20 protein-coding genes are annotated in these 23,879 nt (G+C 39.1%); 8 read left to right on the top strand and 12 right to left on the bottom strand.

The genetic code is table 11. The features are described 5' to 3' along the window. Positions 1-33: 33 nt before the first annotated feature. The 4 genes from AC1M9A_RS01095 to efp all read right to left on the bottom strand — a co-directional run bounded on the left by AC1M9A_RS01095 (position 34) and on the right by efp (position 4,308). On the bottom strand, positions 34-1,050 hold the full coding sequence (locus tag AC1M9A_RS01095) for a 2-dehydropantoate 2-reductase (protein ID WP_481609440.1): 1,017 nt from the start codon (positions 1,048-1,050) through the stop codon (positions 34-36). Positions 1,051-1,175: 125 nt separating this feature from the next. Continuing rightward, on the bottom strand, positions 1,176-1,478 hold the full coding sequence (locus tag AC1M9A_RS01090; protein ID WP_092766102.1) for a YbdD/YjiX family protein: 303 nt from the start codon (positions 1,476-1,478) through the stop codon (positions 1,176-1,178). Then, positions 1,475-3,568 (bottom strand): carbon starvation CstA family protein, encoded by a 2,094-nt coding sequence (locus AC1M9A_RS01085; RefSeq protein WP_481609439.1) that lies wholly within the window; start codon positions 3,566-3,568, stop codon positions 1,475-1,477. Before AC1M9A_RS01085 ends, AC1M9A_RS01090 begins: the two co-directional genes overlap by 4 nt. Positions 3,569-3,738: 170 nt before the next feature. Next, on the bottom strand, positions 3,739-4,308 hold the full coding sequence (efp, locus tag AC1M9A_RS01080) for an elongation factor P (RefSeq protein WP_035265851.1): 570 nt from the start codon (positions 4,306-4,308) through the stop codon (positions 3,739-3,741). A 347-nt stretch (positions 4,309-4,655) separates the two neighbouring features. On the opposite strand from efp, the gene epmB reads away from it, so the two are divergent. Genes epmB through AC1M9A_RS01065 form a run of 3 tightly spaced genes read left to right on the top strand, consistent with a single transcriptional unit; the run spans position 4,656 to position 9,649 of the window. Further along, positions 4,656-5,672: an EF-P beta-lysylation protein EpmB gene (gene epmB, locus AC1M9A_RS01075; protein ID WP_481609438.1), complete on the top strand. Its 1,017-nt coding sequence runs from the start codon at positions 4,656-4,658 to the stop codon at positions 5,670-5,672. A 12-nt stretch (positions 5,673-5,684) separates the two neighbouring features. Continuing rightward, positions 5,685-7,442, top strand: coding sequence for a GTPase (locus AC1M9A_RS01070; RefSeq protein ID WP_481595521.1), 1,758 nt, complete (start codon positions 5,685-5,687; stop codon positions 7,440-7,442). Next, the gene (locus AC1M9A_RS01065) at positions 7,439-9,649 is read left to right on the top strand and encodes an EAL domain-containing protein (protein WP_481609437.1); all 2,211 of its coding nucleotides are present in this window, start codon (positions 7,439-7,441) and stop codon (positions 9,647-9,649) included. Before AC1M9A_RS01070 ends, AC1M9A_RS01065 begins: the two co-directional genes overlap by 4 nt. A gap of 56 nt (positions 9,650-9,705) precedes the next feature. On the opposite strand, the gene rpmE is transcribed toward AC1M9A_RS01065, so the two are convergent. From rpmE to AC1M9A_RS01045, 4 genes are all read right to left on the bottom strand, one after another. Further along, complete coding sequence (rpmE, locus tag AC1M9A_RS01060; protein ID WP_004971624.1) at positions 9,706-9,930, bottom strand: 50S ribosomal protein L31; 225 nt, start codon at positions 9,928-9,930, stop codon at positions 9,706-9,708. 216 nt (positions 9,931-10,146) lie between these two features. After that, complete coding sequence (locus tag AC1M9A_RS01055) at positions 10,147-11,118, bottom strand: bile acid:sodium symporter family protein (protein ID WP_481609436.1); 972 nt, start codon at positions 11,116-11,118, stop codon at positions 10,147-10,149. A gap of 98 nt (positions 11,119-11,216) precedes the next feature. Continuing rightward, positions 11,217-11,618 (bottom strand): lactoylglutathione lyase, encoded by a 402-nt coding sequence (gene gloA / locus AC1M9A_RS01050; RefSeq protein WP_180027566.1) that lies wholly within the window; start codon positions 11,616-11,618, stop codon positions 11,217-11,219. A 9-nt stretch (positions 11,619-11,627) separates the two neighbouring features. Further along, positions 11,628-13,805 (bottom strand): AmpG family muropeptide MFS transporter, encoded by a 2,178-nt coding sequence (locus tag AC1M9A_RS01045; RefSeq protein WP_481609435.1) that lies wholly within the window; start codon positions 13,803-13,805, stop codon positions 11,628-11,630. Between the two features lie 183 nt (positions 13,806-13,988). Between AC1M9A_RS01045 and AC1M9A_RS01040 the strand changes: the two genes are divergently transcribed. After that, a complete protein-coding gene (locus AC1M9A_RS01040) occupies positions 13,989-16,607 on the top strand; it encodes a Lon protease family protein (protein WP_481609434.1) in 2,619 nt (872 codons plus the stop codon). 57 nt (positions 16,608-16,664) lie between these two features. Here AC1M9A_RS01040 and grxD read toward each other — a convergent pair whose 3' ends face one another. Continuing rightward, positions 16,665-17,006, bottom strand: a complete 342-nt coding sequence (gene grxD / locus AC1M9A_RS01035) for a Grx4 family monothiol glutaredoxin (protein ID WP_092766094.1) — start codon at positions 17,004-17,006, stop codon at positions 16,665-16,667. A 161-nt stretch (positions 17,007-17,167) separates the two neighbouring features. Between grxD and AC1M9A_RS01030 the strand changes: the two genes are divergently transcribed. Next, positions 17,168-18,379 (top strand): aspartate aminotransferase family protein, encoded by a 1,212-nt coding sequence (locus AC1M9A_RS01030; RefSeq protein ID WP_092766093.1) that lies wholly within the window; start codon positions 17,168-17,170, stop codon positions 18,377-18,379. A gap of 53 nt (positions 18,380-18,432) precedes the next feature. Here the strand turns inward: AC1M9A_RS01030 and AC1M9A_RS01025 are convergent, their stop codons facing one another. The 3 genes from AC1M9A_RS01025 to surE all read right to left on the bottom strand — a co-directional run bounded on the left by AC1M9A_RS01025 (position 18,433) and on the right by surE (position 21,207). After that, the gene (locus AC1M9A_RS01025; protein WP_179998372.1) at positions 18,433-19,365 is read right to left on the bottom strand and encodes a LysR family transcriptional regulator; all 933 of its coding nucleotides are present in this window, start codon (positions 19,363-19,365) and stop codon (positions 18,433-18,435) included. Positions 19,366-19,468: 103 nt separating this feature from the next. Next, positions 19,469-20,308, bottom strand: coding sequence for a peptidoglycan DD-metalloendopeptidase family protein (locus tag AC1M9A_RS01020; RefSeq protein ID WP_179998373.1), 840 nt, complete (start codon positions 20,306-20,308; stop codon positions 19,469-19,471). A gap of 128 nt (positions 20,309-20,436) precedes the next feature. After that, a complete protein-coding gene (surE, locus tag AC1M9A_RS01015) occupies positions 20,437-21,207 on the bottom strand; it encodes a 5'/3'-nucleotidase SurE (RefSeq protein ID WP_481609433.1) in 771 nt (256 codons plus the stop codon). 290 nt (positions 21,208-21,497) lie between these two features. On the opposite strand from surE, the gene AC1M9A_RS01010 reads away from it, so the two are divergent. From AC1M9A_RS01010 to AC1M9A_RS01000, 3 genes are all read left to right on the top strand, one after another. Next, positions 21,498-21,896 carry an MCR_0457 family protein gene (locus AC1M9A_RS01010; protein WP_092766090.1) on the top strand — a complete coding sequence of 133 codons (399 nt, stop codon included), beginning with the start codon at positions 21,498-21,500 and terminating at the stop codon, positions 21,894-21,896. 119 nt (positions 21,897-22,015) lie between these two features. Further along, complete coding sequence (dacC, locus tag AC1M9A_RS01005) at positions 22,016-23,164, top strand: D-alanyl-D-alanine carboxypeptidase PBP5/6 (RefSeq protein WP_035270478.1); 1,149 nt, start codon at positions 22,016-22,018, stop codon at positions 23,162-23,164. Between the two features lie 84 nt (positions 23,165-23,248). Continuing rightward, positions 23,249-23,791 (top strand): gamma carbonic anhydrase family protein, encoded by a 543-nt coding sequence (locus tag AC1M9A_RS01000; protein WP_481609432.1) that lies wholly within the window; start codon positions 23,249-23,251, stop codon positions 23,789-23,791. Positions 23,792-23,879 lie beyond the last annotated feature (88 nt).

The following is a 23,879-nucleotide window of genomic DNA, read 5'->3' as shown; positions in this document are numbered from 1 at the left end:
AATAATCAGTGTATTAAAGAATCAGTATCAAACTTAATGCTGAATAAGCTTCAACTGTGTGAGCATCTCTTCAGGTCCAATTTGAAGGCTTGAATTATTGTTTTCCGCCAGCTTGATCTGTTCAATAAAATAGCTGTTGATCGGTGCATTCCCCCCGAGTGTATTAGCAAGTCTGACCACTTCACCATTAATCCAATCAACCTCCGTCGTGCGCCCTAAATTCAGATCATCCTGCATAGATGAACGAGCTAGTGGATCAATGGCTAACATTTTGCGACTGATCAACTTAAACAACCAATTAGGAAGTCGAAGAATATGAGGAATGATGTTCGCTGGTACAGGCGTTAATTGTGCGGGTTTAATATTTGCCTGCTTTAAAATTTGAAGCGTCTCTAACTGTGCCTGAGCAAGGCACTTTCTATACATTCGATTAGTAAGTTGATTTCTTAAAGTTAGACCAGATAAAGCGTTAATCGAATTGTTCAAGTTGAATAAGACTTTAGCCCACTGTACCTCTAACATATCATCACGGAATTCAACTTGCAGTTTCGCCGCATCTAACACTATTTTTAGCTGATTACTTTCTACAAATTTTTTTATCATTAATGTTCCATCAGAACCTTGATGGAAATGAGACGGTTTGAGTTCTGCGACATTAAATGGAACCATTCCTTCCATAATCTCCCATTCTGGCAGCATTTTTTTTAACCGTGGAACATTACTCACCCCATTTTGAAAACTGATGAGACTCGGTTTATTGAGAGTGTCACAGCTTCGTATTTCAGATGCCACTTGCTCTGTCGCTGCTGATTTTACACAAATCATGACTAAGTCCATGTCTAAGACTTCTGCTAGATTTGTTGTAAGTCTTAATTGATCTGGAGTGAGCTTATGATGGTAGCCGTTTAAATCACTGAGCTCCAATCCATTTTGGCTTAATTTTTGATAGCTTCTTTCCCTACAGTAAAATGTCACCTGATGGCCTGCTGCGACCATTCTTCCACCGATATAACAGCCAATCGATCCTGCACCATAAATTCCAATTTTCATGTTTTTATCCTTTGTTATTGATCAAGAGTATACGAGTTTCAGAACAATAAATTTGTCAGGTTTTATACAATTAAAACAAATAAAAAACGACACCTCAGTGCCGTTTTTTATTTAATATTAGAAAATTAACATGGACATTTTTTCATACCGCCTGCTGCACTTGGATAGCGTGCATCGACACAATAACGATGAAAAGTTTTTTCATCCATTGGCTCTAGGTCAGGGTGATGCTTTTTCATATGCTCTACATAGTTTTGGTAATCTGGGACACCCACCATTAAACGAAAACTTTGTTGTAGCCGCTGCCAAATCAGTTGAACTGTTTTGATTCCATGCAACATTAAAAACTTCTTCGGCTGAGCCAAAATCGTGAATTTAATGATTTTACCCAATGCCAGCTTTTGACGAATTTGTTCTTTCAAACTCATTTGGTCTCTCCTGCAGGGACTTGATCAGTATAAATTGCTTCAGCTTCCTGAGCCGTTGGCTGCGGATTTGCTAAAGCACGACGAATCACTTTAATGGCAGCAAACAACATCACCACAGCAACAATCATAAAGAATGCACATAACGCAGCATTAATCTGATTAGATAAAGCAACAGTTTGCATTTCCGCAATGGATTTCGCAGGCGCTAAAATTTCGTTTCGCTCAATAGCCGCATTGAAACGATCTGCTTGTGCCAAGAATCCAATTTTTGGATTTTCATGGAAGATTTTTTGCCAACCAGCAGTCATCGCTGTAATGAAGAGGAAAATCGTTGGAACAATGGTGACCCACACATATTTTTCTTTCTTCATTTTGAATAAAATGACAGTACCCAGCATCAGCGCCATCGCAGCTAAAATTTGGTTACCAATACCAAATAATGGCCACAAACTATTGATACCGCCCAGTGGATCAACTACACCTTGATATACAAAGAAACCCCAGCCTGCCACTGCAACGGCAGTACCAATCAAGTTGCCCACAAACGACTTAGAGTTTTTAACCGCAGGGACAACAATACCCACAGTATCTTGAACCATAAAACGGCAAGCACGTGTTCCTGCATCAACAGCAGTTAGAATAAATAGCGCTTCAAACAAGATCGCAAAGTGATACCAAAATGCCATCATTTCACGACTATTAAAAATTTCAGTGATGATGTGCGCCATACCAATCGCAAACGTCGGTGCACCACCAGTACGAGAAAGAATTGTGCTTTCACCAACCTCTTGGGCAAGTAGTGTTAAAGCTTCAGGTGTAACCACAAATCCTAAATTACGTACCGCCTCTGCGGCACTTTCAACCGTCGTTCCTATCACCGCAGCTGGTGAGTTAATGGCAAAATAAACGCCTGGATCCAAGATCGTTGCACAGATCATCGCCATGATTGCGACAAATGATTCCATCAACATACCGCCGTATCCGATCATCCGGATATCGCGTTCATTATTTACGAGCTTAGGTGTAGTTCCTGATGAAACCAATGCATGGAAACCTGAAATTGCACCACAGGCAATGGTAATAAATAAGAATGGGAAAAGTGATCCAGAGAATACAGGTCCCGTACCATCTACGAAGTGGGTAATTGCAGGCATTTTTAATTCAGGCATCGCAAATACGATACCCAATGCTAAACCTGCAATCACGCCAATTTTCAAGAAAGTCGATAAATAATCACGTGGCGCCAATAACAACCATACTGGTAATACAGAAGCGATGAAACCGTAGATAATCAATGCCCATGTTAACTCTGTACCAGATAAAGTGAATAATTGCCCCCAATAAGGATGTTGCGCAATGTTTTCACCATAAATGATACCGAGCATCATCAGTACAAAGCCAATGATTGAAACTTCGGCAATCTTTCCTGGACGGATATATCGCATATATACGCCCATAAATAATGCGATTGGAATGGTAGCAGCAATACTAAACACACCCCATGGACTATTGGTTAATGCTTTAACCACGACGAGTGCAAGCACAGCTAGGATAATGATCATTACCCCTAATGCGCCAAGCATCACAATAATTCCTGCAAATGAACCCAGTTCTTGTTTTGCCATTTCACCCAGTGAACGTCCGTCACGGCGTGTAGAAATAAATAAAACTAGAAAATCTTGGACTGCACCTGCCAGTACAACACCGACTAACAGCCAAATCGTTCCTGGTAAATAACCCATTTGCGCAGCAAGAATAGGCCCAACTAACGGACCAGCACCTGCAATCGCAGCAAAGTGATGACCAAACAGAACACTTTTATTTGTAGGCACATAATCTAGACCATCTGCTAGACGGTGCGCAGGTGTTAAACGCCGAGCATTTAACTCGAATACTTTATTAGCAATAAATAAACTATAAAAACGATATGCAATACTGTAAACACAGACTGCAGCGAGTACGAGCCAAACTGCGTTGACATGTTCTCCACGACTAATCGCTAATATTCCAAAGGATACTGCACCGATTATGGCCACAATAATCCAAATCAATTTCGAAGTCATGGATGACTTCGGTTGTATTTGATCCATATCAAACCCTCATTATTTCGTATTTGCAATCAGCTCAATTTTATTATTCGTGTTACTGCTGTTTTCCCTTGCGACTATACTCCTCAATAATTCTTCTTTACCTTAGACCTTGGCATTAAAAAAGGGATGATTGTCATCATCCCTTTCGATAATAGTATAAATTTACACCATTATGCACGTTCTAAGTATTCACCAGTACGTGTATCAACACGAACGCTTTCTTCTTGTTGAACGAATAATGGAACACGTACTACAGCACCTGTTTCAAGTTTCGCTGGTTTACCACCACCGCCAGAAGTATCACCACGTACGCCTGGATCAGTTTCAACAATTTTTAATACCACGAAGTTAGGTGCATTCACTGTTAAAGGAACACCATTCCATAACATGATTGTGCATTTTTCGTTTGAATCGTCTTTCAACCATTTCGCAGCATCACCCATTGCAACTTTGTCAGCCGCAATTTGCTCGAAAGTCACAGGATCCATGAAGTTCCATAGTTCGCCGTCGTTGTATAAGTAGTCCATTTCTACTTCTACGATATCTGCTGCTTCTAAAGAATCACCAGATTTAAATGTTTTTTCTAATACTTTACCTGATTTAAGGTTACGTAATTTAACACGGTTGAACGCTTGGCCTTTACCTGGTTTAACGTATTCGTTTTCCATGATTGAGCATGGGTTACCATCAAGCATTACCTTAAGGCCAGACTTGAAATCGTTCGTAGAATAATAGGCCATGAGAGGCTCACTCCAAACTTACTAACTTTAATCTATTAATGCGATGGGCTGCTACACTGTCATTTAGCAAGGCTGACAGGTGCATGATATGCCACATGCACATGCATTTATGTTGCGTATTCTAAATGACCAACCTACTCTGCCGCAATGATAAATTCCGAAATACAACGTTTAAGCTGTCTAAGTTCCATGCAGAACTACTGTTGTAGACTTAATTTGATCATCTTTAGGCTTGAGTATTTTCATCCCAACATTCAATAAAGAAGGCTTAATCAGGACACAACTGAGTTTTTCAATGGGTTTTGATTTAAAATGAAGCCTTTCATCTCCCTCTAAATTTAAACTGTATGACCCACTATTTGTATCAAGAGCAACATTGGCAAAATCAACTCAGCGATTTAATCACTGACCCACATGAGCTCATTGAACTCTTGGAATTGCAACCTGAAGATTTAATACATGGTGCAATTTTGGCATCAGCCCAATTTAAATTAAGAGTCCCTCGCGCCTTCGTCTCGAAGATGCAAAAATCTAATCCTGATGATCCACTGTTACTTCAAGTACTCCCTCATCATCTGGAGTTAAATGAACATCCTGATTTTGTGACAGACCCCCTTGATGAGGAGGCTGCCAATTTAATTCCAGGTGTATTACATAAATATCAGTCACGTTTTTTACTGACTTTAACAGGTGCATGTGCTGTTCATTGTCGTTATTGTTTTAGACGTCATTTTCCATATCAAGAAAATTTACCTAAAAATGACGACTGGAAAAAAATACAAGACTACTTACTCGCTCATCCAGAAATCAATGAAGTGATCTTAAGCGGAGGGGATCCCCTAACACTTTCAAATCGTAAACTTGCCGTTTGGATCGATAGATTAAGTTCAATTCCACATCTTAAAATTTTGCGTATTCATTCTCGAGTTCCAATCGTTATCCCAAATCGGCTTGATGATGAACTTATTTCTCTGTTAAAAAACAGTAGGCTACGTATTATTCTAGTGGTACACTCAAACCATGCTACTGAAATTGATGACTTTACCGCTTCGAAATTAATGCAAATTTCACAACAAAATATTTTGGTGTTGAATCAAGCTGTGTTATTAAAAGGTATTAATGATCATCCTGATATTTTGGTTGATCTAAGTCATCGATTATTTGATGCGCGTGTGATGCCTTATTATTTACATGTGTTGGATAAAGTGAAAGGTGCTCAGCATTTTGATTTACCAAGTGAATCTATTGATTCAATCTATAAAGAGGTTTTGGCAAGGTTGCCTGGATACTTGGTTCCAAAGCTGGTTAGAGAAATTGCGGGAGAACAGAATAAAACACCGCTTTATGGAGTTGCCACTTTTTAGAGACTCATTCACATGCTTCAGGCTCAGATTTCAGAAATTTTTCACTATCCTACTGCCTTGACTCGAGATCAACTGAGTTTTGCAAATGCAAATGTTCAGGACTTGGGTTTTTGGGCATCTCAACTTTCAATTATGCAATTAGGTGACACCTCTGAAGCGGTGTTGAAAGCCCTATATGAAATCGCTGAACTCAAATGTTCGGAAACATTGCGCTTTGATCTTATTCAAGCGCTACACCCTTTGATCGAAAATATTTTAGAGAGACTTGAAAAAAACTTTTTAAATCAAGGTCTTTTTCTATCTGACCGTAACAAAGATATTATAGAATTAACCACTCGCTTGAGAACATTATTTGCTGATATCTACATAGATATTGCACAGCGCAGTGAAATGCAGCTAAAACAACAAAAGTTTTCTATTTTGAAGTTTGCTCAAAAGCGTAATGTGAAAACTGCACGACTCCTTTCCAGTTATTACGCTCTTCAACAATTAGGTTTATTGTTAGTACAACAACAGATGCTTTATCGTTCTGCCTTGTCTAAGCAATGGTTAATGACCCATTATCTGTATGATTTGGCATTAAAAAACCAAGAACACACGGTCAATATTAATTTATTGCAAGGCACTCATCACGCTTTAAAAAATATTCAACAGTGCTATGCCCAAGTCTTATTATTAGAAATATTTAATACTCACCAAATTCGTCCTTCTGAGATCTACGCGCTCTATCAATGCACAGCGGATTGGGCACAACTAGTGCAAGTTTTACCACGCGAAACCGCTTTATCTCGTTACGTTATTGATACCACTAAAGATCATCCGCCAGTTTACAACCGAAAACACCATGAGAGTTTTAAACCAAACATTTTCGTGGCGACACAATCGTTGCTTGAGCATGTCAACTTAACCATTCAAAAGGACAATGAATATTTATCTAAGAAAGAGAAAGCATATTTAACTGCGCCTCTTAAATTTCATGTACAAAATGTTTTAGGCTCGACCATTGAACGCAGACATGAACGTTATGAACATTCCGCTCAGTTACAACTCTGTTTCAGTTTACTTACCGCTCATTATTATCTCTCTAAAACCAAAACTTTTAGCGAAACCTTACGACTAACACCGCCTAAATCAAAATCAGAAGACGAGTTTGCATTTACATATTTAAATGACTACCCGGATGCCTATACAGACAAATCAAACAAGGTTCTAGATAAACAGGCACGTCAAATCCATGCGGCTCAAGTTTTAGATATCAGTTTAAATGGTTATCGCGTACGTTGGTTAGAAGAAGAAGCACCTCCAAATTTAAGAACTGGTGAATTTATCCTGATCAATGAGGGAGTGAACAGCAAATGGAAAGGTGGTGTAATTCGTTGGATCAAACAATCTGTTAAAAAAAGCTATGAACTTGGGCTTGAAGTGATTGGACCCGACATCCACCCTTGCGCCGCAAAAGTTTATACAGATCGAAGTTCTTTTAATTATCATCCATGTTTATTTGTACATACCTTGAAGATTGATGCTCCACAGCATTCTCTTATTTTGCCAAATTTACAGTTTTTCAAAGAACAACAATCTATTTATTTACGCTTAACTGATCAAGATATCAAAGTAGAATTGATAAAGACCATGCTCATCACACAAAGTTTTGTTCAATTTGAATTTGAATTATTTAATGATGAGCAGCAATATCTGATTGATGAATTTTTACAACATCAAAACCTTGAATCAAATCGTTTTCAAGACGTATGGGAAGCATTGAAGTGAAAAACCTACTTCTATCAACACAATTAAAGCAATCTGGAATGCGCTTACTCATTGTCGATGATAATCAGATTCGTTATAACCATATTATCTCTTTACTCGAAAAACGCGAGTACAAGGTAGAAGCAGTGCTACTCGATGATCAAGTGAGTCTTGAAAAGCAACTTCATTTAGATTGGGATTTAATTCTGTTTGGTCGTGCCTATGAACTGACCTTAACTCATTTTCTTCGACTGCTTGCAGGTTCTGATAAAGCTTTAACACCCACACTTTATCTAGCTTCAGAAGCGCTAGAAATGTCTGAAGTAAAACTCATTTCGATGGGCATCTACGATGTTTTAAATATTGATCAACCTGAACAATGTTTACTTAAAATTATTCGAGCATTGGCTTTTAGTCGCTTACAAAAAAATCAGATGCAATTAACGGATGAACTGAAACACAATGTTCAAATTAAACAAAATTGGATCGAAGAGCATAAAAAAGCAGTTGCAATCATAGAAGAAGGGATTGTCGTTGAATGCAACCATGAGTTTACGCATTTATTTGGCTTCGAAACGTGTGATGACGTTATTGGATCCCCGCTCATTGATTTAATACAACCTGAGGATATTCAATCTTTTAAAGCACGATTTAAAAAATTAGTTTTCGGTAAATTTGAGTATGGACCTTTTGAACTGATTTCTCTTAATCCACAGTTAACACATCAAAATCCAGTCCAAATTGAATGTAATCCTACAGATCAAAATCAAATCATTGAAATTACGATTTCAACGCATTTTCAACAGAGTGACCATTCATTTAGTCCTCAACTTGAGACTACACCTCATCAAGTCAATAGAATTGCACCATACACAACATTGGCAAAAATTTTACAACATCTTGAAGAACACCCTGCTCAAGAAAATGCTTTGGTCATCTTCAGCCTAGCCAGTTGTCCAGACTATATCTTGAGTTCTGATTGGGATACTTTTAAAGGCTATTTCGGCAAACTTTCAGACTTTATTCTCGAACAAACCAATGGCGCTGTATTTAAAATTGAAACAGCCCTGTATGCCACTATCATTCAAGCTGAAACGATTGAAGTTCTAAAATCAAGACTCTCTGCGTTACATGCGCTTGAAAAACCTAGGCTCGTCAATCTGGGAGATCAAACCTATCAACAGCATGTCAAAATTGGTTATAGTCTCTTCAAACTGTCAGATTTAAATGTAGATAATTTTGAACAGCTCATTGCAAATGCTTATAACACTGCCCTACCCAATTTATTGAGCAATGATGCTGCTTTAGAGACAACGCTTGAAGAAATTGAAGAGATTCATTTTGAAGTTACTCAAGCAGATGAGCCGACCTCTATTCAGTTGAATACACCTTCTTCTGAAGTAGAGCCTGATCATTCAACAGAATTTGTATTTCAAGCAATTGAAGAACCTGTACAGTCAGACGAAGTTCACGGCGATATCCTAGTACATCTTCGTAAAGTTCTTGAACGCGATCAAATAACGCTAAAGTTCCAACAAATCTATGATAAAGAAGACACTAGTCTTAATACCTATGAAGTAAGCAGTGGGTTTATTTTTGAAAACCAATGGATTCAATTGGACGATATTGAAGAATTGGTGGATGACCCTGAGTTGTCTATTAAAATTGACCGATGGATTTTGGTTGAAGCAGCAAAGCAACTGCACAATTTTTTAACACAATATCCTGAAGCTAAACTGATTATTAATTTACGACACCATGTTCTTTTAAAGCATCATCAATTGGCAGAATTAATTTCAAAACTGCTCATGATTGTAGGAGCAAAAGCACCTCAACCACTGATTTTACAGTTTAAAGAAAAATACATTGCTCAACATTTAAATGAAATTCTGCCTGCGATTGAGGTATTGAGAGCGCAAGGTGCAGATATTGCCGTTTGTGAGTTTGGATTAAGTAAATGTAGCGATCTCATTCTCAAAGTTGCCAACATTCAGAATTTCACGCTGCATGAAGAATTTACAGATAATTTAAATACTGAAGAAGGTATTGAACGTTTTAAACAGGCGATTGAATACTTCAATAGTCATCGATCAGTCAATTTATTACTCAAAAATCTCAATGATATGAATAGCTTTGCCAACGCGTGGAATGTCGACGTGAGATTTTTACAAGGTGATTATTACCAGCGTAAATTGGATCAGCTCATGAATGTTCAAGATCAAAGTTAATTCCAAATTTTGGACATAAAAAAACAGGCTGAACGCCTGTTTTTTTATTTTGGGTATTAACGTTTGATAGAACGTGACATACCAGCAAAACGTTGTTTGAACTTGTCGATACGACCGCCAGTGTCAACGTTCTTTTGCTTACCAGTATAGAATGGGTGGCAAGCTGAGCATACGTCTAGGTAAAGTGTTTCTTTACCAACAGCTGAACGAGTTTCGATTACGTTACCGCAAGAGCAAGTAGCAACTAATTTTTCGTATTTTGGGTGAATATCGGCGCGCATGGTCGATTCTCCATAGAGTTAAGAAGGCTTTAGCTGTCATCGCAATTGATCACTCTCTTCATCCATTACAACAGACGCAGAGGAAAGGCTGAAATACAGCAGATCAACACCACAACAGACCATTCTTTTGGCCCACCGAGACGGCTTCCGTCAGAGCTAAGCACAACAAGTGGACGACATTATACGCCACTTTATTTCAGATAGCGAATTTTTCCTTTAAGACTTTTCAATTTGCTTGGACCAATGATTTGCAATAATTCCGCACACCATTAATTGGATTTGATGGAAAATCATAATTGGCAATATGATCATCCCCATAGGTTGTCCAATGAAAAGAATTTGCGCCATAGGCACTCCACTTGCGAGTGTTTTCTTAGAACCACAAAAAAATACAGCGATTTGATCGGCACGATTAAATCCAAACCACTTTGGGGCGTGATAGGCTAAAAGCATAATCAAAGTCAGAAGCACAGAGCATGCAATAATTAACCACATTAAGGTCACCCCACTGACTTCATTCCATAGACCTGCTACGACTGCACTACTGAATGCGCCATACACCACCAAAAGAATTGAGCCTTGATCAAAAGTTTTGACAATACTCGGGTTTTTTTGAATCAGTGGAAAGACGATAGGACGCAGTAATTGTCCCAAAATAAATGGAACTAATAACAGCAGAATAATTTTGACGATCGCATTGGTTGGATCAAACCCATGATCAGACTGGCCTAAAATAAATAAGGTCACTAATATAGGTGTGATAAACATACCAATAATATTGGAGAATGAAGCACTACACACAGCACTTGCGACATTACCACCTGCTACTGAAGTAAATGCAATAGAAGACTGAACTGTTGAGGGTAAGAAGCACATAAACAAGAAGCCCCAATACAATTCTTGTCCAAGCAAAGGTAACAATACAGGTTTAGCCATTAACCCTAGAATTGGGAAAACTGCGAACGTCAGTGCAAAGACCAAACTGTGTAATTGCCAATGTTTAATGCCTTGAATCACCGCCTCACGTGATAACTTTGCACCATGTAAAAAAAATAGGATTGCAATTGCAATCGTGGTGAAATAAGAAAAATAGTGAGCAGCAACACCTGAAATTGGCATCACTGACGCTAAAATCACCATAACAAACAGCAATATCGTGAAACGATCTAACGCTAAGAGCTTTAGCACCCCATATCCCTCTTTTTATTCTCTAAATTGAAAATAAGCCCAATACTCATAGATTGGGCTTATCTTTAAAATTTTACTCACCAATCAGCGAGTGAAACTTAATTATTTCTCGCATTACTGTCTTGTTGAATAAGTTCAATCTTGTAACCATCTGGATCTTCCACAAAAGCGATTACGGTTACACCGCCTTTCATTGGTCCAGCTTCACGGACAACATTACCACCACGTGCTTTGATTTCTTCACACGCTTTATACGCATCATCCACTGCGATCGCAATATGACCATACGCATTACCCAGCTCATAGCTGTCTGTATCCCAGTTATGCGTTAGCTCAAGAACAGTATTGTTTTCTTCATCACCATAACCTACAAAGGCTAAAGTGAATCGACCTTCTTCATAATCGCGTTTACGAAGCAAAGTCATACCGAGTACTTCAGTATAGAACGTCAATGAACGCTCTAAATTGCCTACACGTAACATGGTATGTAACATTCGCATAAAATTTACCTATTGATTGAAAGATGTACTTTTCAACTGATTTAACAATTTCGCCACCCAAATAACAAGTAACAAAATAGGTAAACCCATTAAAAAAGTCATAAAGAAGAATGATGAATAACCGAAGTTTGTCACTATTGTACCTGAATAGCCACCAATCATCTTTGGAAGCAATAACATCAATGAACTAAAAATTGCATATTGCATTGCTGTAAATGAAACGCTAGTCAAACTCGATAGGAATGCAATAAATACTGCACCAGCAAGTCCTGATGCGAGATTGTCAAATACAATGCCCATCACCAGCCACACCTTGCTATAAGGGACAACCACTTTACCTTTAAGTTCGACTATTTGATCACTATCAACTTGAACAGCTGGAAGATCAGATAAAGTCATACGTGATTTCGGTTGGATCGCTGAAACTGTTTTATAAATATGATCTTGGATTAATTCATGCGCCTGACCTGCATGCTGCACGACGGCTTGCACCGTAAATTTAGTATGGTTTTTTAGACTGTCTCCCGGGACAACCACGCTCCAATTATTTTGATCCAACTTCGCAGGTATCACTTGCTGATTTGAAATACGAATATTCAGTGTTTGTAGTGTGCTGTCAGCTTTTAAGTTCGAGAGTTGACCGCGAATAATGACATCCTTGCTTAACTCATCTTGGTAGAGAACATTATCCCCTCCAATGGCTTGGATGAAAATCTGAGAATCATCTTGACTCGAATAGCGTTGAAGCGGGATTTCAACATTCAGGGCTTTATCATAACCATCAGGGGTGGATAACACTTGAATACTATTATGTTCAGCAAAATTAGATGCAGGGAGCTTTAAAGACCAGTTCCCCACTTCATCAGGAGTCACTTGATGCTGTTGACCTCCCATTTGTACCAAGACTTGATTCATCGTTGGTCCAGATTTTACGAGCCCCACAAAGATGAGATTGGTCGTGCTGGCAACAATAGCGCCCACCAACATCATTTTCATAATGTTATAACGCTGAGCTAATAAGCCTCCAAGGAAGCCACCTAAAATTACAAAAAAAATGGCGAAAAACTTGTTAAACCAAGCGATTTCTTCTTTATCAAAATTCAAATCAAGATAAAAAAGATTGGCAACCACTCCAGCTACAATATCTGAAATTCGATAAAAACCAATGAGTAATAAAATAGCTAACGCAACTTTCAAACCATAACGTTTGAAGAAATCTAAAATCGGTGATAGCCATGTCTCGACGACTATTTTTTCATCAATGAGTTTTGCTCGGATTAATCCAAATACGACTAGCACAGCCAACGCCACACTCGCGAAGAAACGTAAAACTTGCCCGATAAATGACAAAAAATTACCATCAATATTTAACTGTGAAATCCAAGCACCAAATTGGAGAAACCCACAAACGAAAACTACTGTTGAAATCACAAAGACGATAAATAACTGAAAATAATCCTTTGCTTGATATTGATGAGGTTCTTGATTTACTACCGGTTCATGAATCACTAAAGTCGTCACAATCCCAATCATCATCAATCCAGCCATGAGTAAATAGGTGGACTGCCACGCCTCATAAATATAGTTACCCATGGCTGTACCAAGTGATGCAGCGAAGAGTAATGCACCGAGCTGAGTTACAATGGTCGCAATTCGATAACCTGCGTTATAGGTCGAAGCCATAACCGTCTGAACACTCGTATCTTGTGTCAACTCAATACGATAAGCATCCACGATAATATCTTGTGTCGCTGATGAGAATCCTAGAAAGATTGCGGATATCGCCATGAACGTTAAACTTGAAAATGGCCCTACACTTCCTCCATGAATACTCGGATCAGTAAATGCCATTGAACAAATAGCAATTGCGACCAAAATCTGAGAAACCAATAACCACCCTCGTCGTTTACCCAATTGCCTTGTTAAATAAGGCAATGGTAATCGGTCAATCAAAGGTGCCCAAATGAACTTGAAGGCATAAGCTAAGGCTGCCCATGAAAACATGGTAATGGTACTACGCTGAATACCGGCTTCACTCAACCAGAAAGATAGAGTTGAAAAAATCAGAAAAATTGGGATACCTGATGAGAAACCCAAAAAAAGCATAATGATCGCGCGTCGATCAAGAAAGGCTTTAAATGCCGAAGTCCATCCAGCTGATTCTGGTGACGAAGATTGTGATGTCATTGCGTTGTTATTTTCAGTGAAAAGTACTCTCGCTATTCAACTCTGTAATGCGCTTGGTTTCAATATAATTTACGCAAACTTCACCGAGTATTTCATCAATTTGATCTATCTCAACTTGATATTTTTGGCTAAACCTGTATACCTTAAACTATCAAATGTAAATTATAGTTTTGGATTTCACCTGTGACCCAGAGACACGATCAAATTAGTTCCACCGCAGTAGCTTTAACCACGACATCCACAAACTTAGAACAAAACTCGCAAAACAAGCTCCTATCCGTATTTGAACTTGAAGCCACGCAAAACACCTTGAATGCAACAGCACTCAAACCAGAACAACTGACGCATATTCCAAATTATGACAATATTCCTGCGTCTACAAAACGTATCAAGCCTCTTAATAATTTTTTAGGACAAGATCGTGCTAAAGCATCTGTAGAAGCAGGCATTGCCCTTCCATACTCAGGTTATAACATCTTTGCTGTGGGTACGGCAGGGTTGGGTAAACGCACCATGATCAAGCGCTTACTCCAACAACATGCCAAAGATATGCCTACACCGGATGATTGGGTTTATGTATACAACTTCAAAAATGCACGCAACCCAATTGCGCTTAACTTTCCTGCAGGACAAGGCGCAAAGTTTCAAAGTACGCTACATCAAACATGGCAAACCATTTTCAAACAGCTCGAACGTCGTTTTAGTGCTGAAACGTATCACAATCGGATAGAAAAAATTCGTTTAACGACAGGTCATGAGCAACAACAAGCTTTGATTGAGCTCACCAAAGAAGGTGAAGAGCTTGATTTAAAGTTGATCAGTCGTAATGAAGAACACTGCTTTATTCCTGTTCATATTAAAGACAATAAAATTCAAGAGATGTCTCAAGATGACATCAATGCACTGAGTAGCAAAGAACGTTCTGAAATTGCGTCCAATATCCGTTATATGGATAAAAAGCTTGAGCGTTTAGGTTTACAAATTGGTGATCTTGAAGATGAAGCACGTGATATGGTGTCTGAGTTGAATCGTGACATTGCCAAACAAGTCATTATTCCTCGCATGGAACATATTTTAAATAAATTTCCAGATATCAAACATCTTGAACAATACTTAAAATTATATGCTCAAGATATTATCGACAATGTGGAAACCGTACTAGAACAGGAAGAAAGTGATTTTTCACCTGCATTATTTAACCATGTCCCTGCGCGTTATCAAGCAAATTTAGTCATTAGCCACAAGCCAAATTCTGGGGCACCAGTCATCTTTGAAGATTTCCCCACACATTACAACTTACTTGGCCATGTTGAACAATTAACGCAAAATGGCACTATCAGCACTGATTTCACTTTAATACGACCTGGTGCACTGCATCGTGCCAATGGTGGTTTTTTAATGCTTGAGGCTGAGCAGCTTTTAGAACAACCTTATGCATGGCAAGGACTCAAACGAGCGATTAAGTCTGGTCAAATTAAACTCTCATCTCTAGAGCACATGCTAACGCTGACGGGCAGCATTTCAATTGAGCCAGCATCGATTCCATTACAATTGAAAGTCATTTTAATGGCTGAACCAGAAATCTATTATGAGATTCTGGAGGTGGAGCCTGAGTTAGGAAGTATCTTTAAAATCAGAGCTGATTTTACTGACACATTACAACGTAATGACGAAAATGAACAAGCTTATATGCATTTGATTGCAGACTATGTTCAATCCTCTAAACTACTTCCATTTGATCGTTCTGCCTTGGCTGCTTTACTGACCGACTCAAGTCGTCAAGCAGAGGATCAGAGTTCGTTGTCACTACATGCCTTAACTTTAGGTGATCTGATTCATGAATCTCATCACCATGCATCCAAATCTAATGCAACTATGGTGACAGCAGAACATATCGGCACTGCGCTCAAACACCGCCAATATCGTCTAGGTTATTTACGAGAGTTGTACTGGCAAGATTTATCTCGTGGTACACAGCTTATCGAAACGCGTGGTCATCGACTCGGTCAGATAAATGCTTTGTCCGTGATTCACTACGCCGATGTCGAATTTGGCCTACCATCACGCTTGACTGCTTCAGTGTATCAGGGTGGCGGCGATATTTTAGATATCGAACGTAGCGTGGAGTTAGGCGGTTCACTTCATGCTAAAGGTGTACTATTAATGTCGTCTTTCTTAAAGGCACATTTCGGACGTGAACAAACCTTGCACTTCTCTGCCGCTTTGGCTTTTGAACAAAGTTATGGTCAAGTCGATGGTGATAGTGCAACCGTTGCAGAACTCTCCGCTTTAATTTCTGCGATCAGCCAACTGCCGATTGATCAGTCATGGGCGATTACAGGTTCAATGAATCAACTGGGTCAAGTACAACCGATTGGTGGCGTCAATGCCAAAATCGAAGGTTTCTTTGATGCATGTAAACTTCAAGGTTTAACAGGCAAACAAGGTGTCATTATTCCACGTCAAAACATGCAGCATCTAATGTTACGTCAAGATGTAATTGATGCTGTCGAGGCCGGTCAATTCCATATTCATGCCATCAACACAATTGATCAAGCACTTGAGATTCTCATGGCGCGTCCTGTCGGAGAATTAAATAAAAAAGGTCGCTATACCAAAGGATCAATTTACGCTGCTGTCATGGAGCAGCTAGAATATTGGCAAGCCATTGAAGATGGCGCTGAAATTGAAGAAGAGCCAAAGAAAAAGAAAAAAAAGAAGAAAAAAGACAAAGCTAAAAAAGATAAAGCGATCAATGCTGAAGAACAACCTTCTCAACTCGCTGATGAGACTTCAAACTAATTTGAAGTTTTCAAAATAACAAAAGCACCCATCGGTGCTTTTGTTATTGCGCTTAAATTAAGCTTCAGGCGCTGGGCTATATTGCTCCACGAGCGTTTTTAATTCGCCTGTTTGGAACATTTCTAGCATAATATCACTACCACCGATCAACTCACCATTGATCCATAATTGTGGGAATGTTGGCCAGTTTGCAATTTGTGGCAAAGTCGCACGAATGTCTTGGTTTTCAAGAATATTTACATAAGCAAATGGGCGACCAATTTGGCTCAATGCTTCAACTGCACGTGCAGAGAAACCACATTGTGGGAACTGTGGTGTGCCTTTCATATAAAGAAGAACTGCATGTTTTGCAATTTGATCACGAATTAACGCTTCTGTATCACGCACTTGTTCAGTCATTGATTAAATCCTCAACTATTCTGCCTGCATTATACCTAAAACCGCCGTAAAGAGTATGGATTGCTAAATTTTTCCAGTTTAATTTGCAATTAGGCTTTTAATCTTAAGCAGATTTTGCTTAGATAAACTTTTATTTTCCACCTAACAAATACGAGTTAGACATGAACAATATCACCCTCGCTCCAGTTCAAACTGATCAACCATCTCATTTGATGCCTGTATTCAGCCGTCAACCGATCAGCTTTGTGCGTGGCCGAGGTTCGTATCTTTATACAGCTGAAGGTACAGAATATTTAGATGCGCTGACTGGCATTGCAGTATGTGGTCTAGGTCATGCACATCCAGTTTTGGCAGAAGCAATTGCAGAACAAGCGGCGACGCTTATTCACACCAGTAATATTTATGAAGTACCTTGGCAGACTGCAGCTGCGCAAAAGTTAGCTGAAGTATCTGGTATGGAAGAAATTTTCTTCTCGAATAGTGGTGCTGAATCAAATGAAGGTGCAATTAAAATTGCGCGTAAATATGGTCATATGCAAGGTATTGCTCTTCCGAAAATCATTGTAGCTGATCATTCTTTCCATGGTCGTACAATGGCAACACTTTCTGCGACAGGCAATAAAAAAGTACAAGAAGGTTTTGGCCCGCTCGTTGAAGGTTTTATCCGAGTACCTTTTGGCGACATTGAGGCAATTGAAGAAGCAGCAATCAACCATCCAGATATCGTCGCGATTCTCGTTGAACCGATCCAAGGTGAAGGCGGTGTAAATACTGCCCCTCAAGGTTTTAGTTATCTTGAAGAAATTCGTCAAATCTGTAATCAACATAATTGGTTGATGATGCTAGATGAAGTTCAAACAGGTAACGGTCGTACAGGAAAATATTTCGCGTATCAACATACCAATATTATTCCTGATGTCATGACGACAGCTAAAGGCTTGGGTAATGGTTTCCCAATTGGTGCAGTGATGACTCAAGGTAAAGGTGTAGGTATTCTTACTGCAGGTAACCACGGATCAACTTATAGTGGTACTGCATTAGGTTCGCGCATTGTCTACACGATTATCGATTTGATGCAAAAAGAAAATATTGTTGAAAATGCAGCAACAATTGGCCAATACTTAGTTGATCAATTCCGTACACAACTTGCAGATCAAAACGTTATTGTTCGCGGCTTTGGTATGATGATTGGTATTGAATTACCAAAACCATGCGCAGAGTTGGTGGATATTGCACGCATAGAGCACAATCTAATTATTAATGTCACCGCAGGTAATGTCGTTCGTTTGTTGCCAGCGTTGAATATGAATCAAGAACAAGCTGATGATTTATTAAAACGCTTAGTTCCAGCGATTAAAAACTTCTTGGCTTAAGCCAAGATCAATAAAAAAGCCGCATATTGCGGCTTTTTTATTAAGAAGAACACTTAAGATGCTTCTTGGAATACTCGACCACCAGGCAACTGGCTGAAATATTGTTTTAAAGCATCTAGGCAGCGATGAATTTTCATTGGTTGTTGTTCACGTTTTAATGTCATTGCATTCAAAGTGTATGCAGGTAACTTCCATTCAGGTAAAACTTCAACCAATGTGCCATTCATTAATTCTTTTTGCACATCCAGATATAATAATCGCGCAATGCCGTGACCATTTTGGCACAATGATTTAGCGACATAAACATTGTTTGTCTGTAAACGATTTTCCATGGACACATTCACCAATTCACGCGATGTACTGTGTTCAAATGTCATCATTTGCTGATTTTTTACAATATTTACTGGAATCAAATCATGCTGTGCTAAATCTTCAGGTCTTGAAATAACTGCATTTTGATTCAAATAACTTGGTGAAGCCACCAAGACTTGATCCACACGTGCAAGCGGCAGACAAGATAAGTGATTAGACTCATCCACGCGAGAACACATTCTCACTGCAATATCGATTCTTTCTTGAATCAAATCGACAAATTGATTTTCAACTTCAAAGTGAACGGTTAAACCACGATGTGCCGAAATCCAATGCGACAACGCAGGAACTACATGGGTTGCACCGAGTTCTGGCGTTGTTGCAATACGTAAATCACCAACTAAATCGTCTCGTAACTCATTAATTCGAATTTTACCGCGCTCTGCTGCAGCGAGCATTTCTTGACAGCTATGAAAAAAGGCCTGCCCTGCTTCCGTTAAACTTAGTTTTCTTGTGGAACGGTGCAGAAGTGTTACTTCCATTTCTTGTTCTAGTGAACGAATTTGCTGACTAACCGCACTCGTCGTAATGCCTAAATCTCGAGCAGCACCACTGAAAGAGCTTTTTTCAACAACACATGCAAATACGCCCATCGAGCGAAGTTGATCTAACATAAATTTCCCTCTGAAATTATGAGATGCTTCTCTAATTAACAAAAATTAACAAAAGCAACTCATTGTATTATACGAAGAAATTGTTAAATTGCACTAAATATCTTCAGTTGATTGGCAAAATATTTGCTGGATTGATTGGCTTACCATCTAAACGAACTTGAAACTCAAGCATCGTACGGGTTGCACCACTCGAGCCCATTTCTGCAATTTGTTGCCCCGCACTTACGTTTTGCCCACTCTTCACTAACATCCGGTTATTGTGCGCATACGCAGTGATATAACCATCAATATGTTTAATGAGCACCAAATTACCATATTCTTTTAAACCATCAGCTGCGTAAACCACTTGACCATCAGCTGCTGCAAAAATTGGATCACCAACATTGCCACCAAAACGTAATCCCTTGACATTACTTGCCACATTGAAGTTTTCAATGACTGGACCATTCGATGGTTTCACCCAGCGTAATGAAGTTGCTTTAGTCGAAGTCGTCGGTACTGCAGCAGTTACCGCTGGTACTGGTGTGGTTTGTGGTGGTGGCGTAACCACAGCTGGTTTTGTTGGTAACTGAATGGTTTGACGTTGAATCTGAGTTTCAGTCGCTGTCAAAGGACGCGTGGTCGAACGTGTCACTTGTCGATTGCCAGAGGGTTTTAATCTTAAAGATTGATTTACATAGATGCGATAAGGCGGTGCAATATCATTCATCTCCGCAATGCTCAAATAGCTCAATCCATAACGTGCCGCAATTTTACTTAAAGTGTCGCCAGAACGAACTGTATAGAAGTCAGGAGCAACCGCATAACGAGCAGAATTGTGGATTTGGGGTTTCGATGCACAGCCCGACAAACCAAGAAAAGAAGCGACAGCAACCGCGATCAATGCTGAGTGAATAGATGGTTTAGACAACTTCAAAACTGTTTTGGGTCTGGCCAAAAGCATGATTTCCCTCTCTGACAAAAGATTAAAAAGACTGAATTCGGCTTAAGAGTAGCAAAATTAATGCTAAATTCACCGTTTCAAATATATTTTTCACAAAGTTATAACACATCCTACCTGTGGTCGTTCAATTAAAGCCCTAGTTGAGATTCAAGTGAAGCCAACACCTGATAATTGGTAGCATCCATTTGGATCGGTGTCACACTGACATATCCATTTGCAATGGCATAAAAGTCTGACTGATAACCCAGTTGGCTTTTTTCGGGATCTGTTACGGCCTCTCCAGCCAAACCAATCCAAACAACTTGACGGCCTCTCGGGTCCACTTGTGTGGTAATCGGTTTCGTTTGTTTTCTTCTTCCTTGATAAGTCACTAATGTCCCTTTTATTTCAGCCGTATCCGGAATATTAATATTGAAAATATGACGCGGTGGTAACTCAGGCAAACCATTTTTAATAAACTCATATACCCAATTTGCAGCTTGTGCATAATCTTGATCATCTTGATACGAACGAACATTTGGACCAGCCAATGAAACTGCGATTGCAGGTTGTTTCATGAGTCGGCCTTCAAACGCGGCCCCAACTGTACCCGAATACAACACATCATCACCTAAATTCGCACCACTGTTAATCCCGCTTACGACTAGATCAAATTCAAAATCAAATAGACCATTCATGGACAGATAAACACAGTCCGCTGGTGTGCCATTAATTGCCCATACATCTTCTGAAATTTGCACGGGTCGCAATGGACGATCAAGCGTTAATGCACTTGAAAAACCACTCCGCTCACTTTCTGGAGCAACCACGACTACTCGACCCAAAGGTTTTAATGCTTGTGCTAATGCTTGTATTCCTGGTGCGAACACACCGTCATCGTTGGCAATCAAAATATTCAAAACAATTCACTCAATTCATGTAATCCCATCTGTTCGATAGCCTAATCAAAATCCCCCAACACAACAATGAGCACACGCATACATGTTGAGGTTTTAAACGCCTTTAATCTTGAAAATCTGCTTACCCTTTAATCTTGAAAACTCAGCATGTAGTCATCCCCCTGTTCATACCTGAACTTTTCTTCTTTACTTTCTGAGTTCCAACAGCATTAATACACTTTCTCTATTTTTTAAACACGAAAAAAGATTATTCTATTCTTATAACTAACTTACTAATTTTTGAGTCATTTATGCAAAACCGTTTTTTACAATTGATTTCAACCGCATTTATCAGCAGCTCAATGTTATTTTCAAGTTTCACTTTCGCCAATGCTCAAGACTTAAAAGAAAATATCGAAGTTACTCAACAAAAAGTGACTAAAGATGAACTCGCTGCAATCTATGTCTTTTCAGAATCATGCCCAAGTTTAGTGGAAGAAGATGCGGCGTTTAAAGCAGGCTATCAAAAGCTATTAAAAGACTATTTACCTAACGAAAATTCACCTCAAACCACGCTGAACAATCTAATTAAACAACAGGATTATCAGCAAGCATTAGCTCAAGCGAGACAAGATGCGAAAAACGCTGGAGATAAAGCAAATCAACAAGTGTGCGAGGATATAAAAAAATATCAGTCTTCAGTTAAATAGAGCACGAAATAGTTACAATTCGATTGAAATAAGCCGACTCCACTGCTAGAAGTCGGCTTTGCTTTGTCCTAGAATGCAAAGCTGATTTTTGCGTTCATACAAGATTGGAACTACATAGAATGACCCGAAAAAGCGCCATTGCTGCATTATTACTATTACCTTCATTTACTTATGCAGCAACTGTTTTATCTTCACCACCAGAACTCAATAACAAGTCTTACGTTTTGATGGATTATGAAACAGGTCAAATTCTCGCAAGTAAAAATGAAAATGAAAAACTTGCGCCTGCTTCAATGACCAAAATGATGACCAGTTTCATTATTGAACAAAAGTTGTTGAACGGTGAACTCACGGAAGATGAAAAAGTTCGTATGAACGAGTCTGCTTGGTGTCGTGGTAGTAGTACAGAATCTTGTATGTATGTACCTCTCAACGGCACAGCAACCGTATTGGAAATGTTACGCGGGATTATCATTCAATCTGGTAATGACGCATCTAAGGCGATGGCTGAGCATATTTCTGGTAATGAAGGTACATTTGTACACAGCATGAACCAAGAAGCAAAGCGTATTGGCATGACCAACACGAACTTTATGAACTCAACAGGTATGCCTGCTGAAGGTCATTATTCTACAGCGAAAGATATGGCTACCCTTGCGAAGCACATCATTCATGACAGTTCAAAGTATTATCCTATTTACTCTGAAAAAGAGTTTACTTTTAATGGGATCAAGCAAGGTAACCGTAACGCGTTGCTATATACAGATCCGAGTGTAGATGGTCTTAAAACAGGTCATACTTCTGAAGCTGGTTATTGTTTAACGACTTCAGCTAAACGTGGCCCAATGCGTTTAATTTCAGTGATTTTTGGTGCTCCATCAATGCAAGCACGTGCAACACAAACACGTGATTTGTTATCTTGGGGTTATGCAAACTTTGAAACTGTCAGTGTTCAACCCGCTCACAAAGAGTTGACCACTTCTAAAGTTTGGTTTGGTCAATCTAATCAAGTGAGTGTAGGGCTTGCTGAGAACTTCAACGTGACTATGCCAAAAGGTCAAGCAAATGCCATTCAGACTCAAATCGCGGTTCAACCGAACTTAAATGCCCCTCTTCAACAAGGGCAAGTTGTAGGTAAATTAACAGCGACACTTGACGGCAAAGTTATTGCGGAGAAGCCGCTTGTTGCTTTGCAAGCTGTTGAAGAAGCTGGTTTCTTCTCGCGTATGATTGATCATATCAAACAGTTCTTTAGTAATTTATTTTAATTCGCAGCTTGACTAAAGATATAAAGGCACTCAAATTCTTTTGGGTGCTTTTTGTTTATAATGAATAAAAACAGGCAATTTTTTATGACTGAAAGTATCCGCAAATACTTAGAGACTTACCCAAAATTTGATACAACAAATTATATTGATCCAACTGCGTTAGTGATTGGTGATGTGGTCTTGGCTGAGAATGTTTCAGTCTGGCCTTATGCTGTGATCCGCGGTGATGTTAATTTTATTCGGATTGGTAAAAATTCCAATATCCAAGATCATTCCATGTTGCATGTTAGTCATAAGAAAGCAGATAAACCTGAAGGCTCACCGCTCATTATTGGTGAGGACGTCACCGTGGGTCATCATGTGAAATTACACGGTTGTACCATTGGTAATCGTGTTTTAGTCGGGATTGGTACGATTATTTTAGATGATGTGATTGTTGAAGATGATGTGATGATCGGTGCGGGTTCGCTTGTTCCGCCAAATAAAGTTTTGGAAAGTGGCTATTTATATATGGGCAGTCCTGTCAAAAAAGTGCGTCCACTGAATGATAAAGAAAAAGCGTTTCTGCCGTATTCAGCGCAGAATTATGTGAAGGTTGCAGCGAACTATTCGCAGAATGAACAGTAAAGAAGATCGTTATACAGCAGAAGTTTTTGTTTTAACTTCTGCTAGTGATGATGTAAGATCATATTTACATTCAAAATTAAAATGTGTT

The sequence above is a fragment of the Acinetobacter sp. ANC_7634 genome (assembly GCF_056779875.1).
Note: the sequence above shows the minus strand (reverse complement) of the source record. Positions and strands in the feature narration are given on the sequence as shown.